11 protein-coding genes are annotated in these 15677 nt (G+C 36.8%); 7 read left to right on the top strand and 4 right to left on the bottom strand.

Going from position 1 to position 15677, the window contains the following annotated elements:
* Nucleotides 1–42 precede the first annotated feature (42 nt).
* A complete protein-coding gene (locus tag LBYS11_RS01640; RefSeq protein ID WP_103117335.1) occupies nt 43–4989 on the top strand; it encodes an S-layer homology domain-containing protein in 4947 nt (1648 codons plus the stop codon).
* 178 nt (nt 4990–5167) lie between these two features.
* On the opposite strand, the gene LBYS11_RS01645 is transcribed toward LBYS11_RS01640, so the two are convergent.
* From LBYS11_RS01645 to LBYS11_RS01655, 3 genes are all read right to left on the bottom strand, one after another.
* Complete coding sequence (locus LBYS11_RS01645; RefSeq protein WP_103117336.1) at nt 5168–6250, bottom strand: ABC transporter ATP-binding protein; 1083 nt, start codon at nt 6248–6250, stop codon at nt 5168–5170.
* A 106-nt stretch (nt 6251–6356) separates the two neighbouring features.
* Nucleotides 6357–7220: a PucR family transcriptional regulator gene (locus tag LBYS11_RS01650; protein WP_103117337.1), complete on the bottom strand. Its 864-nt coding sequence runs from the start codon at nt 7218–7220 to the stop codon at nt 6357–6359.
* A 136-nt stretch (nt 7221–7356) separates the two neighbouring features.
* Complete coding sequence (locus LBYS11_RS01655; RefSeq protein WP_103117338.1) at nt 7357–9543, bottom strand: MMPL family transporter; 2187 nt, start codon at nt 9541–9543, stop codon at nt 7357–7359.
* 123 nt (nt 9544–9666) lie between these two features.
* Between LBYS11_RS01655 and LBYS11_RS01660 the strand changes: the two genes are divergently transcribed.
* From LBYS11_RS01660 to LBYS11_RS01680, 6 genes are all read left to right on the top strand, one after another.
* Nucleotides 9667–10287, top strand: coding sequence for a TetR/AcrR family transcriptional regulator (locus LBYS11_RS01660; protein WP_103117339.1), 621 nt, complete (start codon nt 9667–9669; stop codon nt 10285–10287).
* A 183-nt stretch (nt 10288–10470) separates the two neighbouring features.
* Nucleotides 10471–10767 (top strand): cupin domain-containing protein, encoded by a 297-nt coding sequence (locus LBYS11_RS01665; protein ID WP_066038395.1) that lies wholly within the window; start codon nt 10471–10473, stop codon nt 10765–10767.
* Nucleotides 10768–11077: 310 nt separating this feature from the next.
* Nucleotides 11078–11221: a hypothetical protein gene (locus LBYS11_RS23400; protein WP_175400799.1), complete on the top strand. Its 144-nt coding sequence runs from the start codon at nt 11078–11080 to the stop codon at nt 11219–11221.
* Nucleotides 11222–11304: 83 nt separating this feature from the next.
* The gene (locus LBYS11_RS01670) at nt 11305–11733 is read left to right on the top strand and encodes a helical membrane plugin domain-containing protein (RefSeq protein ID WP_004227758.1); all 429 of its coding nucleotides are present in this window, start codon (nt 11305–11307) and stop codon (nt 11731–11733) included.
* A gap of 45 nt (nt 11734–11778) precedes the next feature.
* Nucleotides 11779–12963, top strand: coding sequence for an NAD(P)/FAD-dependent oxidoreductase (locus LBYS11_RS01675; RefSeq protein ID WP_004227760.1), 1185 nt, complete (start codon nt 11779–11781; stop codon nt 12961–12963).
* 132 nt (nt 12964–13095) lie between these two features.
* Nucleotides 13096–14055, top strand: a complete 960-nt coding sequence (locus LBYS11_RS01680) for a methyl-accepting chemotaxis protein (protein ID WP_233732353.1) — start codon at nt 13096–13098, stop codon at nt 14053–14055.
* Between the two features lie 95 nt (nt 14056–14150).
* Here the strand turns inward: LBYS11_RS01680 and LBYS11_RS01685 are convergent, their stop codons facing one another.
* Entirely contained in the window at nt 14151–15647 is a 1497-nt protein-coding gene (locus LBYS11_RS01685; RefSeq protein ID WP_048391855.1) for an alanine/glycine:cation symporter family protein, read from the bottom strand.
* Between the last annotated feature and the right edge of the window lie 30 nt (nt 15648–15677).

Below are 15677 nucleotides of genomic sequence, written 5' to 3' on the forward strand. Positions count from 1 at the left end.
TTCATTAAATGAAGGGTGTGAAACCAAGAAGGAGAATATAGAATGGGAAAAAAGATATTAACCATAACCTTGTGTTTGCTGTTAATCGCTTATAGTCAAATGGTAGGGATAGGGTTCGTGTCACCTTTAAAAGTGGAGGCGGCTGCATGCGATTCGCCAGATTTTCCAAGTTGTATACAGGATTTAAGTCAAGCTTCGTGGAAAGATGACACAAATAATGGCTTTGTAGTAAGCGGTATTCCTGGTGATAATGGTATTGATCTATTCACGTATAGCAATGGATCACAATTTCCAGCTGGTTATTATTTTGATGCAGATGAATATTCACCACCAAAATCAATTAGAATTTCTGCTGGGGAAAGCTTTGCAGGCGGGATCTTCGATTTAAAATCAATAAAAATTAATACGATTAATAAACATCTTGAAAACGATGCATTGTCCTTAACAATTCAAGGGTATGATGGGGCAGGAAACCTAAAAGGAAATCCTGTAACTTTTAAGACAGTTGCAAATCATGAGCCTATTTATGATATTCCTATTAATATAGAAGGAATCAACTCATTTGTCATTACTGCGAGTGTAAATTTTATACCTACTGTACAGGCGGGACTATGGGATTTAACGTTTACCCAATTTACGATTGATATCCCAAATAATAATCCGCCAACAATTACAAATGGTGCTATAACTCCTTCAAATATTACTACCTCAGGCGTACAGCTGGACTGGGCTAAAGCATCTGATGATATAACAGCTCAAGAGGATTTAGAATATCAAATCTATCAATCTAGTAGTAACAATATTGATACGGTTAGTACCATAGAATTGAATGGGACACCGTTAGACGGCTATACCAAAGATAGTAACTCCTTTAATGTTACAGGCCTTGCTGCCAATACTACCTATTATTTTAATATCATTGTCAAAGATACCGATGGCAATAAGAGTGCATATACGATGCAGCAGGTAACAACCCTTGCCTTAAATAAACCACCGACATCCAGTAATGGAACCATAGATGTAAACGAGGGTCAAGTGTATACATTTAATAGTACTTCCTTCGCATTTTCTGATGAAGATGCAGGAGATACTTTGCAACAGATTCAAATCTCTACTATCCCAAATAGCGGACAGCTCTTTCTTGATAGCAATAATAATCAGCAATTTGATGGTGGGGAAGCGATTACAAATGGTATGACAATCAGTAAGGCTAATTTAGATGCAGGTAATTTAAAATATATTACAGAAAATGGATCTTCTTCATCTTTTACATTTAAGGTAAGCGATGGTATTGATTTTAGTACTGTCTATACGATGAGTCTAGTCGTCAATGCACGTCCAGCAGTGACAATTTCAACAAATAAACCTAGTCCAACAAATAGCCTTCCAATTTTTATAGCTATTGTTTTCAGTGGGTCAGTGACAGGCTTTACGATTGGGGATATAGAGGTTACAAATGGAAATGTGACAGCGCTATCAGGAATTGGTAACACGTATACAGCCCTAGTATCACCTATTACAGATGGAGCTGTGAAAATCAAAATTCCTGAAAAGGTTGTTGCAACTAGTGGAGGTGCTTTAAATAAAGCATCAAATGAATTACAAATATTCTATGATAGTACACCACCTACTGATATTGAGCTCAATAATACTACTGTACAAGAAAAGAAACCCATTGGTACAACAGTTGGAACATTGGCGGCAGTGGATACAGGAAGCTCACAAACATTCACGTATTCATTACAGTCTGGAGATACAAGCTTCTTTACGATTGATGGGAATGTATTAAAGACAAAGGCAATGTTTGAATTCGATACGAAAAATAGTTATAAGATTACGATAAGAGTAACTGATGAGGCTGGTAATACGTTGGATAAGGAGTTTACAATCCAGATTACTAAAAATCATGCACCATCAGGTTCCATCATTGTTAACGGTGGACAAATCTCGACAAGTTCTATAAATGTTACCTTAAATTTGACGGCAACAGATTTAGAAGGAGAAGCGATAGAAATGCGCTTTTCGAATGATGGTATTACTTGGTCCAGTTGGGAGTCAAAAATATCTACGAAAAGTTGGACTTTATCCCATGGAGAAGGTAGTAAAACAGTTTATATGCAACTAAGGGATACTGCTGGCAATATATCAAATACATTCTCAGATACAATTGTTCTAGATACAACTCCACCAGTCATAACAGGGGTTACAAATAACGGTGTTTATAACACTGATGTAACGATTAGTTTTAATGAAGGAACTGCTACCCTGAATGGAGCAACCTTTTCAAGTGGAACCACAGTAAGTACATCTGGAAATTATACTTTGGTAGCAACAGATAGTGCAGGGAATACCACAACCATTACATTTGTGATTGATAAAGCTCTGCCAAAAGCTGTAGAGGTAAAGATAAAATCGAATAATCTGGATCCAACAAAGGCTAAGGTAGGAGATACGATCACCTTAACAATGAAAACAGATAAAAATATACAAGCACCTATAATTACCATTTCGAGGAAAGCTGCTATTGTAACAGGAGCATCCACAAACTGGCAGGCAACATATGTTATAGATAATGGTGATTTAGAGGGAACAGCACCTTTTACAATTAACTTTAAAGATCTGTTAGGTAATTCGGCAATAGAGGTAACGGACGTAACTGATGGAAGCTATGTCATTGTCGATAGCGTAAAGCCAACAGTAAAAAAGGTGACAATGGCTTCAAATAATGCTAACCCAACAGTTGCTAAGGTAGACGATGTAATCACAATCGACTTTGAGACAAGTGAGGACATTCAATCACCGAATGTATCAATCCTAGGACAAACAGCAAATGTCAATGATAAAGGTGATGGGGATGCTAAAACATGGCAAGCAAGCAATACGTTAAAGTCCATAGACTCAGATGGACCTATCAGTTTTACAATTGATTTTCAAGATATAGCAGGGAATGAGGGCTTACAGGTAACAGAGATTTCATCAGGGACAATTGTGATATTTGATAAAATTTCTCCTGAAATAACAACCTATTTCCCAGCGCATCAGGCAATTAATGTACAGCCTGCAGATAATCTTGTATTAACATTTGATGAAAAGGTCTTACCTGTAACTAGTAAAAATATTGTCATAAGAAATGCTGCAGATAACCAAATTGTCGAAACTATTGCTGTTACACAAGCAAATGTTTCTATCACTAATGAAACTGTGACAGTAAATCCTACATTGGATTTAGCCCATAATACTACTTACAGCATTCAAATTGACGCAGGTGCATTTACTGATGTAGCAGGTAATGCGTATAAAGGTATTACTAATAATACTTCCTGGAATTTTACGACTAGTGCACTGCAAACATATACGGTTACGTATGACAGTAACGGGTCTGATGGGGGGATAGTACCAACAGATTCAAAGCAGTATAAAAATCAGGACACTATTACAGTACTGGGCAATACAGGTAATTTAATGAAAGCAGGCTATACATTTGTAGGATGGAATACGAGGGCTGATGGAAAAGGTGTTACTTATAAAATTGGGCAAACGATTCAAATGGGGAAAGGGAATTTGATATTGTATGCTTTGTGGTCTAAAAACAATGTACCAGGAGATGGAGGATCTTCAACGCCTAGTCCTACACCAACACCTGATCCTGTTGCACCAAGTAATCAGCTAAAGATAAATGTTGTAGATCAAAGTATGCCAGATGATGTGCTCCTCCAAACCGTGTTAACACGTGTATTGAGTAACGGTAGCTTTCAAGATACAGTAAACTTTACAGTTGCAAATGCAAACGAGTTTCTTCGGATATTAGGGAATAAGGAAGATAAAAGATCTCGACTTGTGATCCCTAATATGGAACCTCCAGCAAGTGAAACAAAGGTGATACTTGATAGAGATGCTGCTAAGCGATTAATAGAGGGTAAATCACATTTTAGTATAGCTATGGGAATGGTCAAAATAGATGTTCCTTTTACTTCAATGAATGATTTCAATGAAGACATTTACTTCCGAATTGTACCGATTAAGGATGCATTGCGGCAAAAAGCTATTGAGGATCAGGCTAAACAAGCTGAAATCGTTTTACAACAGGGTAATGGCGCTAATGTAAAACTCGTTGGTCAGCCAATATCTATCGACACAAATCTACAAAACCGTCAAGTAACATTGCTACTACCATTACCAGCGAATCTCACATCAGCTCAACGAGAAAATATGATGGTCTATGTAGAGCATAGTAATGGAACAGTTGAAATAATACGTGGGCGTTTTGCAGAATTTACGAGAGGGCAAACAGGTATAGTCTTTGATGTAGAGCACTTTTCTACATTTTCTCTACTTTATGTAGAACAAGCGCAGGAAGAAGTGCCACCAGAGAAAGAACCAATAGAGGTAGACAGCACATTTGCTTCCTATATTCACGGCTATACAGATGGCACTTTCCGTCCGAATGTAAATGTCACTCGTGCCCAAATGGCAGCAATGTTGGCAAGAAACCTAAGTGACAATCATGTACCAGAAGCGTCTAACCTATTTTATGCAGATACAGCTACTTCATGGGCAAAAAACGATATTGAATATATTCGTACAGAAGGAATTATGCAAGGACGTCATGATCGTTCATTCGGGCCGAATGAAATGATTACTAGAGCCCAAATGGCGGTTATTGCTGTGAGATGGATTGATAAACAATGTGTAGAAGGGGCTACAGATACCTCGTATTGCGAAATAAATACAAGTGGAGAAACATATCGTGATGTGGCGGTCACACATTGGGCAGCAAAAGAAATCAATCGCATAAGTGCGATAGGTATAATGGTTGGCTCAGGCAATGGTGAATTTAGACCTGAAGAAAAACTAACACGTGCACAGGCAGTAAAGGTACTGAATCGAATCTTTAATCGTCCAATACCAACTGAGGACACAGAACAAATCTTCAAGGATATACCTAAAGAGCATTGGGCTTACTTTGAGATTCAAGCCGCGGCAAAATAAGATTAATAGAATAAGCACGCTAGGTGGATAATGCCTAGCGTGCTTTTAATTCGTTTGAAGAAATCAATTAATTTCTTATTTAAATTACCAGATGTAGAAGTTTGAACATAATTCGATTGCCATCAATGGTATATACAGCTGGCTTTCTCTTCCCGAACTCATGGATTCGAAGCAGGCTTTAAAGACGTTCCTCTGTTTGAGGGTCGAAGAAATGGATCTTTTCTTCCTTCATAAATAGGAAAACCTTGTCGGATGGATGAAAATTGTTATCAGCCTGTACTCGAGCAATAAAATTCTGATTTACTAAAGAACAATAGAGATAAGTTTCTGCTCCTAGTAATTCTGCAACATCAATCGTTGCAGTGAAAGTGTAAGGGGAAATAACATCAGTCATTTGTAAATCCTCAGGTCGTATACCCATAATAATCTCTTTCCCTATATAATTTTTTTCCTTTAACAATGGTAAATGCATGGATGGGATAGGGAAGCTTTGCTCGCCTAAAAGGATCTCGGTATCTGTTAGACGACAGTGGAAGAGGTTCATGGATGGTGAACCAATAAAGCCTGCCACAAACATGTTAAGTGGTGTATTATATACTTCTTTAGGTGTCCCAATTTGTTGTATAAGGCCATCCTTCATCACTACCAGACGGGTAGCCATCGTCATAGCCTCTGTTTGGTCATGTGTGACATAGATCGTTGTCGTTTGAATTCGTTGATGGAGCTTCTGGATTTCTGCTCGCATTTGTACACGTAATTTGGCATCCAAATTAGAAAGAGGTTCATCCATTAAAAATACCTTAGCATCTCTGACAATTGCTCTTCCCAGTGCTACACGCTGACGTTGTCCACCAGATAGAGCTTTTGGTTTTCTTTTTAAATAATCCTCTAATCCTAAAATCTTAGCAGCTTCTTTAACACGACGGTCTATTTCCTTTTTATCAACCTTTCGTAGCTTTAAGCTAAATGCCATATTTTCATAGACTGTCATATGTGGATATAAAGCATAGCTTTGAAATACCATTGCAATGCTACGATCTTTTGATTCCACATCATTCATGAAAACATCGTCAATGTATAGTTCTCCCTTTGATATATCCTCTAAGCCAGCAATCATACGTAAAGTTGTGGTCTTGCCACAGCCAGAAGGGCCTACAAACACAATGAATTCTTTATCATGGATATGCAAATTAAAATCAGTTACAGCCTGGATATTTTTATCGTAAATCTTATAGATATGCTCTAACCGTAATTCCGCCATACATACTGCACCCCTTTACAAGTCATATTTTCATTGTAAATGACTTTAGAATAGAGTGATATGGAAAGCTTGCACAGTGTTGAAGGCATAATTTGTGCAGTTGGTCTTAAAGTGATTCTAAGAAAATAATTGCAAGATAAACTTCTAGCCGATGGGAAAATTGCCGAATATCCTTTTGCGTCATTTGTTGAAATTTTTCTAAGCGATTTTGTAAGGTATTACGGTGCATATACATTTTTTTAGAGGCTAATGTAATGTTTCCATCACATTCAATCAATTTCTTAATTGTATGGAGTAATTCTGGCTGAGAAGTGGCTCTTTTTAGGATAGAGGAGATAAAAATTTCTTTCTCTTGATAGGCTAGATGCCGCGTTATATAAGGCACTAAAAGCTCTTGCTGTGTGAGTACATGCTTTGGTGTATAAGTCCAAATGGATGGTAGAAGGTGAACATACCAGTTAAATCGTTCCTTGGTCGTGGTGATGTTGTGTATAATATCAGAAACAAAAATTTTAAAATGAGTCTCTAAGTCTGCCATTATGGGATTAACATAATGAGTCAAATCTAAAAACTCCTCATTGTAGTCGATACATTCGATTATGACAAATAATTGTGGCTGAAGCGATAGCAGAATAATATCCTTCCCAAGTAAAGCTTCGAAGACTGAACGCAATAATGTAGGTGTTGTAAAGTCTTTATCAAAATGAAGAAATAACAAACGATGCATAGAAAGATTAGTTGGAGCAATATCTGTTTTATCTGTAAAATAATCAAGCCAAATCATATCATTGTTATCGTATAAGACAGTGGGGCCTGAGAATATTCGCAATAGCTCATATTCATTTTGTGTCATTGTGTGTATGGGAATTTCGTAAAGCTGATTGTCAAAATTAAATACATAATTTCCATCAGTTTTACCTGAGAAGGGGCTTAATAATGGGAAACGTTGCTGTAATTTTTGAAGATCCATACATGCCACTCCTTATTTAATGTAATAAGGTTAATTTACTATAATTATATGATGAAATGATTATAGTATTAATATAAAAAAACACGGACATTAGCATGCATGACAATCACACCTAGCTAATGTCCGTGTTATCTATTTAGGCATCTTTTTTAAATAACTTACCTGGCCAGAAAGCATATTTACCTAGTACTGTTGTGATGGCTGGTACAAGTAATGGCCTTACAATAAATGTATCGAGCAATACACCAATGGCTGTCACAACACCAAATTGAACAAGCACTTGAATCGGTAATGTTGCCAGTACCGCAAATGTACCTGCTAGGATGAGTCCAGCAGATGTAATAACGCTTCCTGTTCGGACAACACCTTCTTCTACAGCTGATAAATGGTCAGTGGTTTTACGCTTTTTCCAAATCTCTGAGATCATAAAGATATTATAATCCTCTCCGAGAGCTACTAAGAACACAAAAGCATACAATGGAATAGCTCCAGAAATTGCTTCGGCCCCCATGATATGATGTAAGATTAACCATCCAGCGCCTAATGCCCCAAAATAAGAAATAATAACAGTTGCTAATAGATAAACAGTTGCTGTAATAGAACGTAAATAGACAAATAATAATAATGCGATTAAGGCAATCATGGTTGGCATGATTACTGTTTCATCTCGCTTAGTTATTTGTTGTGTATCATATTGACTAGCTGTTTCTCCACCAAGCCAAACATGTTTATCAGCATTGTTGAGACCTTGTGCCTCTAGTATTTTAATAACCTCTTTTTGTAGTTCAGGAATATGAGCTAATGACTCCTGTGCATAAGGGTTGGCATCGAAATTGAGTTCATACAAGTGTATATTCTTATTTTTTTCGCCAATTTGTACATCTGCCACACTATCAATATAAGAGATAGCTTCAAGTTGTTGCTGGATATTAATATCAGTACCTTCTGTGTCTATTACTAATTGAACAGGTGCTAGTTCTCCAGGCGAAAAATTCTCTTCTATTAATGTAAATCCTTCTCTAGACGGCATATCTTTTGGGAAGGATGAAAGCAAATCAAATGTATATTGAATTCGCGGAACAAATGCCGCCAACCCTCCAAGTAAGATTACAGTTACAGCGATAACGACCCAAGGTTTATGGGTAACAAAATGACCAATTTTATGACTAACCTTATGTGAAGGCTTATGCTGTTTCTTGCCCTTTTTCTTGGCCATTTCCTCCGTTCGAGGAGTGAAGGGGAAGAACGCTACTCGCCCAATAAGGACAAGAATTGCTGGTAGGACAACAAGTGCTGCGACCCCCATGACAAGCACACCAAAACTAAATGGTACAGCAAAGCGTTGAAATGCGCCATAATGGGCAAGACTAAGGGTCGCTAAACCTATAACCACTGTTAGGGCACTCATTAAAATAGCACCACCCGATTCTTTAACAGCTAGCTTCATTGCGACCGTCTTATCCTCAACATCAAAGAGTATTTCTCTATATTTTGAAATTAAAAATAAACAATAGTCAGTACCTGCACCAAATAGTAAAACAGTCATAATGGAGACTGCCTGTGAATCTTTATCTATCCATCCCTGTTCAGCAAAAAAACCAAGTGTCGGGCTAATCACACCATAGGCAAGCCCTACAACAATTAAAGGAATAATAGCTAGCAATGGAGAACGATAAATAATAATAAGTAATACTAAAACGAGTAATACAGTTGCGATCAATAGCTTCACATCTGCTTGTGAAAATAAACTGACAGCATCAGTGGCAATTCCCACTGGTCCAGAATAGCGCACATGGAGTGCATCGCTTGATAATTTATCATCTAATTGGACTTGATAGCCTTCCATTATTTTTGACAGCTTATCTAAACTATCCTGTAGCATATCTGTTGCGACACCTTTTTCAAAAAACACAGGTGTAACAATTGTTGAACCATTTTCAGAAGCGGAAGCCATTAAAGCCTGAGGTGGCATTTGATCAAATGGTGGAACCATTGTTTGATGGGCTAAGGGCTTTGCTTGCAACTCGTTGTATACACCTTGTATAGCCGAAAAATCATCAGGTGTTAAGCCATTTTCACGATGCCACACCAACAATAGAGGTGTTCCAGCATCATTAGGAAATTGCTCTGCAATAATGGACGCAGCTTGCTCAGACATTTCGGTATTAGGTAAGTTTTTGCCTGACTCACTTTCTATACTATTGATTTGTGGCCAAGCAAATGAGAATACAACTACTAATAGCACCCAAAAAGCTAGTGCTAATAATCTTCCCTTTTTACTTGCAACCATTGAGCCCCATTGCTCAAGTGGATGTTTTTTCATCAAAAGACCCCCATTCATGTAAGTGATTTAATTATATATACTAGAAGGTTAATTAATCAATCCATAAATATTAATATGTTATAATATGTGTAAAAAGAATGCTTAATTAAGGAGGCGAACTTGTTGAAACAATCACCGCGTGTTCTCGGGAGACCTCGCCATGATGAAAATGCGAAACCTACAAAAGATATTGTCCTTGAAACGGCCACAAGACTTTTTATTAAAGAGGGCTACAAAAATATTTCAATGGATGATGTAGCAAAGGCTTGTAACGTAACAAAGGCGACTGTCTATTACTACTACCCAACTAAAGGGGATTTATATACATCTGCTTTAATCGCTATGATGGATCGTATCAAGCTATCTATTCTACAAATTTTAGAGCAGCCTAAACCATTTAAAGAACGACTCGAACAGCTCGTTGAGGTTCATTTATCAGCCACTATCGATATTGATATGAAAAATTTTATGAAAGAGGCTACCATTAATTTATCGGAATCGCAGCTGAGACAAGTTCAAGCATCCGAAAATGGTATGTTTCAAACAATAGAGCAGGCTATGCAAAAAGAGATGGAAAAGGGCACAATTCGAAAAGGAAATGCAAAGTTTTTCGCTCATAACTTTATGGCATTGATGACTGTAGGGTATTTTAAAGATGGGGATGGTAAAACTTTGCTAGGCTCAGTAGATGTGACGGCAAAGGAAGTAACAAATTTCTTCTGGCTTTCTGTTGAAAAACGTTAACACAAAATAGGTTTGTAAGAGGAGCTATCTCATTCATTTGGGATACTTCTTTTTTAGTGATGTAAGTCACAGACAATTAGAGTGATTCTTCATTATAGTGGGGGTGTGGCCTAAAAAGTAGTGGAACATCGTAAATCAAAAGAACCTATAATAGCATAAAAACAGTTTAATGGAGGAATGACAATGACAATTATACCAATCCAAGCAATGCTAGAAGAAAAGTCAAAACATATTGGTAAATTAGGGAGTATCGCTGGTGCAGATATTTTGAACATTCAATTGCGTGCAGGTGAAAAAATTCCTGAGCATCGTGCGGACAATGAAGTGCTAATTATTGTTCAATTTGGTGAAGTTCGCTTTATTGTTGAAGGTGTGGAAGAAATTTTAACACAAGATACAATTTTAACTTTAAAACCATCTGAAAAGCACAGCTTAGAAGCAGTTACAGACGTTCGTGTTATTGTCATTAAACTAAATTAAAATAAAGAAAAGCTCCTATATTCTAAAATCTGCTTTGTTAGCCAAGAGTGACACATTTCTATTGACACTAACAAAAAAGATTTAGCGTCCTTATTGAATATTACTAGAGAAATCTAAAGCCGTCGTTTATCTGCTCTCCAAAGAGAAGGGGATATAGAGATGACAGGAAAAGGAATTATCAATAAAAATTATGATGCGTTGGAAAATTTATTATAGCAAGACAGTTAATAGTTGATGAAATCAATGAATTTTGAAAAGATTGTCGAAATTGTGATATAGCTCATTGAAATAATGTACAAACAGTCTTATAATGAAGGTTGTAATGTCACCAAGACAAGATAAGGATGGTATTATGATGCGCTTTTTGCGATTTAAAGTAAACATTGTAATAACAAGTCATACGAATCGCTATCCAGCCCTTGTGACTGGTGATTGTGTAAGATATACGCTGTAACGACTGTTAAGTTTTACCTTAATGGTCTTTTTTACATGTAAGCAATAAAAAATAGTACTAGTGATGGCAAAGGAGAGTTCAAAATGTCAGAAACGAATAACCAAACACAGGCTGAACAAGTAACTGTGAGTAAAGAGCAATTAGATGTACTAGATCAATTATTAAAGCCTGAAGTTCAAGAATCACTAACAACTTTAGTTGAGCAATTACCAAAGTTAACTGAAATGATGACATTATTAACGAAATCATATGAGTTTGCTCAAGCTGTTGCAACAGACGAAGTGCTTAAAAACGATACTGTTGGAGCAGTAACAGAAATCGCTGGTCCTGTAGTGGGCTCTGCGAAAAACCTTGCAGCAACTGCAATTGAAGCGAAAGACCGTGCATCTGAAAGCCATGAGGTAATTGGTTTATTCGGTCTTGTGAAAATGTTAAAAGACCCTCAAGTTCAAAATGTTTTCCGTTTTGTTAATGCTTTCTTACAAGTAAGCTCAGAACGCAAAGCCAAATAAGACTCAAGGTAAATTCAATTCGTAAGGACGGAGGATTAATTAATCATGTCAAAAGAAATCGTCATCTTAGGTGCAGGTTACGCTGGCGTTTTAACTGCATTAACAGCACGTAAGTATCTATCAGCTGATGAAGCTAAAATTACTGTAGTAAACCAATTCCCAACACACCAAATTATCACTGAGCTTCACCGTTTAGCTGGTGGTACAATTGCAGAAGGTGCTGTTGCATTACCACTTAAAAAAATCTTTAAAGGTTTAGATATCGACCTACACATTGCGAAAGTATCAAAATTTAATGTAGATACTAAAAAAGTTGATTTAGATAATGGTTATACATTAACTTATGACACACTTGTAGTATCTTTAGGTAGCCAAACTGGATTCTTTGGTATCCCAGGATTAGAAGAAAACTCTATGGTTCTTAAATCAGTAAATGATGCCAATAAAATCAACAAACATATTGAAGACCGCATTAAAGCATATGCACAATCTAAAGATGAAGCAGATGCAACAATCGTTATTGGTGGTGGCGGTTTAACAGGTGTTGAGCTTGTTGGTGAAATCGTGGACAACTTCCCGAAAATCGCTGCAAAACATGGTGTTAATTTTGCTGATCTTAAAATTAAACTTGTTGAAGCTGGTCCAAAAATCTTGCCAGTTCTTCCAGATACACTTATCCAACGCGCTACTGAAAGCTTAACTAAACGTGGCGTAGAATTTATTACAGGTACACCAGTAACAGGTGTTGACGGCAACGTTATTTCTTTAAAAGACCGTGAACCAATTGTTGCAAATACACTTGTTTGGACAGGTGGGGTAGCTCCACTTCCAATCGTAGGCGAATCAGGTCTAGCTGCTGATCGTGGAAAAGCAACTATTAATGAATTCTTACAATCTACGTCTCACGAAGATGTCTTTGTTATTGGTGATGCATCTGTTGCACTACCAGCTGATGGAGGTCGTCCACTATACGCTCCAACAGCACAAGTTGCATGGCAAATGGGTGAATGTGCTGGTTATAATGTATTTGCACAATACAAAAACCAAGACATGAAAGCATTCTCAGCTGTAAACTCTGGCACACTTGCAAGCTTAGGTCGTAAAGATGCTGTTGCTACAATTGGTGCGAGCAACACAGAGCTTAAAGGCCTTCCTGCAACATTAATGAAAGAAGCTTCTAATATTCGTTACTTAACACATATTAAAGCTTTATTTGGTTTAGCCTATTAAAAAACAAAACACTCACTACTATCACGCTATGTCGTTGTTAGTAGTGAGTGTTTGTTTTTTTCTAAAGATGTATATTAATTACTTTAAATCCAGTAAAATAAATACATATTCAATATTCTATTTTCTGAGGTGATGGCTGTGTTAACAATGTTCCAATCAAAAAAAGTAGATATAGAGCAATTTAAGGCTAAAATTGATGAACTGAATGCAAAGCTGGATAAGAAAGATCATGAATTTCAAATTTTTTTAAATGAGTTACATAAGGAAATCATTGAAACTATTGAACAACATAACAAGGTAAATGACCAGCATACTATTTTAGGAGAAATGGTCGCAGATATTGTAGGAGAGTTTAATAAAGTTGAGGATAGCACAATTCACTCCAATAAAATTTCTGAAAATGCCCTAGATAAAGGAAATTTATTAATCTCTTCCTCGGATCAAATGATGACATTATCGGTTGAAAGCAAGCATGCTGTTCAGGAAGTAGAGCATTTGATTGATGCGTTGGGAGAGCAGTCTCAAAAAACGTCTTTAAGCATGAGTAATTTAAGTGAGCGCTCAAAGCAAATAGCTGAAATTGTAAATGTTATTGGAGAAATATCAAATCAAACCAATTTACTAGCTTTGAATGCATCTATTGAGGCAGCAAGAGCAGGGGAGCATGGTAAAGGCTTTTCGGTTGTTGCCGAGGAAGTTCGCAAATTAGCTGAAAATACGAAAACAAGCACAGAAGATATTGCTAATTTAACAAAGAAAATCGAAGAACAAATTGGACTTGCTTACGAGGATAATAAAAATAACATGCAGCTAGTAACGGAAGGCATTGATAAAAGTGCTAAAACATCAGTAAAAATTGATCAATTACTGCACATTATGACAAATGTTCAAACGGGAATAAATGAGCTATTAGCTTCAATTAAAGATCAGAGGCTATCAAACGAAGATGTTATCCATAAATTTAATAGGACGACAGCCTTATTCGATGAAACAAATCGCGTTCTAACAAGCCATATTGATGAATCAGAAATTGTAACAAAAAAATTATTAGAGGCAGTTGATCAAGTAAAGCATTTCCCAACTGAAAGATAGAGATTTTAACTTCATTCTATGGAAATTTAAAAAGCAAGAACCCTGCATAGCAGCAACTTTTCAACTTCTTAGTGACTACTACAGGGTTCATTTAATTATTTCAAGTCGCCAACTTTTTCTTTTAATGCGGCTAATTGATCTGGATAGTTTTTTTCAGTTATTTCATTCCACAATTGTGCATCTTTAATTCCACATCTTTCGGGAATAAAGACTGGGTCAAGCCCCAACTTCTTTTGCTCTTCATAATCTCTTAATGTAGCTATACCTGGCTTTGTTAATAAAATAATAGCAATTAGGTTTAACCATGCAAGTGTACCTACACCGATATCAGCAAGATTCCAAGCAGTTGATGAGGAACGAATCGTTCCAAAAAAGATAGAGATAACTAGTAGTACTTTTACGACAATAGCAATAGTAGCAAAGTTTTTATTGTTTCTAAATAAGTAAGCAACATTACTTTCTGTGTATACCCCAAAAGCAAGCATAGTAGTTATTGCAAAGAAAAATACAGCGATAGCAATAAAAGGACTTCCTAAACCAGGAATGAATGAGTTAATTGCTTCTTGTGCAAATGCAGTACCTGCTTCAACTCCTGGTAGATTCTCAACTAAAAATCCCCCATTAGGATGGGCAATATTGTAACTGCCTGTGGAGATGATCATAATGGCTGTAGCTGTACAAACAAGCAGTGTATCTACATAGACCGAGAATGCTTGGACAAGCCCTTGTTTAGCAGGATGAGATACTTCTGCGGTACCAGCTGCCTGTGCCCCAGTACCTTGACCTGCTTCATTTGAATAAGCCCCTCTTTTTACTCCCCACATAATTGCATTTCCAAAAACAGCACCGAATGCAGCATTTAAATTAAAGGCAGAGCTGAAAATTAAAGCAAATATTGCAGGTACATCTTTTATATTGATCAATAAAATAATGAATGCAAGAAGTATGTAAGCAGTTGCCATAAACGGTACAGCATATTCAGCAACTTTTCCAACCCTTTTAATACCGCCAAAAATAGCAAATCCAAATATTGCAGAAACAATAATACCTGTAATTATTGGTGAAATCCCGAAGGCATTTTTTGTTGAATCAGCAATATTAAAGGCTTGAACACCTGAACCAGTGAAACCAGTTGCTATAATTGTAGCGATAGCAAATAATATAGCAAATGGCTTATTTTTTAACCCTTTCTCAATATAATATGCTGGCCCTCCACGATACTCTCCTGCGATTTCTTGTTTCCAAACCTGGGCTAACGAGGACTCAATATAGGCAGCACCAGCTCCTAAAAAGGCTATGACCCACATCCAAAAGATAGCCCCTGGTCCTCCAAAATAAATTGCAGTAGCTACACCAGCTATATTCCCAATTCCGACACGTCCACCCAATGCCATTGCAAAGCTTTGAAAAGATGAAACGCCATTTGCCGAAGTTTTTCTATTAAATAATTGTTTAATCATATCTTTGAAGAGACGCAGCTGTGGAAACCTCATAATAAGCGAAAAGTAAACGCCAGCTCCTAAGCAAAGATAAACTAATGCGTTACTCCAGATAATCCCTGCTATTTTACCTGTTAAAGCGGCAAAATCCATATAACAACCTCTTTCTATTTTGTACTTGTC

The sequence above is a fragment of the Lysinibacillus sp. YS11 genome (assembly GCF_002896375.1).
Classification (GTDB): domain Bacteria; phylum Bacillota; class Bacilli; order Bacillales_A; family Planococcaceae; genus Lysinibacillus; species Lysinibacillus capsici.

What these genes read in the sequence shown, in the direction of transcription:
- LBYS11_RS01640 (WP_103117335.1), top strand. Translation starts at nt 43, where the DNA reads ATGGGAAAAAAGATATTAACCATAACCTTGTGTTTGCTGTTAATCGCT.
- LBYS11_RS01645 (WP_103117336.1), bottom strand. Translation starts at nt 6,250, where the DNA reads ATGGCGGAATTACGGTTAGAGCATATCTATAAGATTTACGATAAAAAT.
- LBYS11_RS01650 (WP_103117337.1), bottom strand. Translation starts at nt 7,220, where the DNA reads ATGGATCTTCAAAAATTACAGCAACGTTTCCCATTATTAAGCCCCTTC.
- LBYS11_RS01655 (WP_103117338.1), bottom strand. Translation starts at nt 9,543, where the DNA reads ATGAAAAAACATCCACTTGAGCAATGGGGCTCAATGGTTGCAAGTAAA.
- LBYS11_RS01665 (WP_066038395.1), top strand. Translation starts at nt 10,471, where the DNA reads ATGACAATTATACCAATCCAAGCAATGCTAGAAGAAAAGTCAAAACAT.
- LBYS11_RS23400 (WP_175400799.1), top strand. Translation starts at nt 11,078, where the DNA reads ATGAAGGTTGTAATGTCACCAAGACAAGATAAGGATGGTATTATGATG.
- LBYS11_RS01670 (WP_004227758.1), top strand. Translation starts at nt 11,305, where the DNA reads ATGTCAGAAACGAATAACCAAACACAGGCTGAACAAGTAACTGTGAGT.
- LBYS11_RS01675 (WP_004227760.1), top strand. Translation starts at nt 11,779, where the DNA reads ATGTCAAAAGAAATCGTCATCTTAGGTGCAGGTTACGCTGGCGTTTTA.
- LBYS11_RS01680 (WP_233732353.1), top strand. Translation starts at nt 13,096, where the DNA reads ATGGCTGTGTTAACAATGTTCCAATCAAAAAAAGTAGATATAGAGCAA.
- LBYS11_RS01685 (WP_048391855.1), bottom strand. Translation starts at nt 15,647, where the DNA reads ATGGATTTTGCCGCTTTAACAGGTAAAATAGCAGGGATTATCTGGAGT.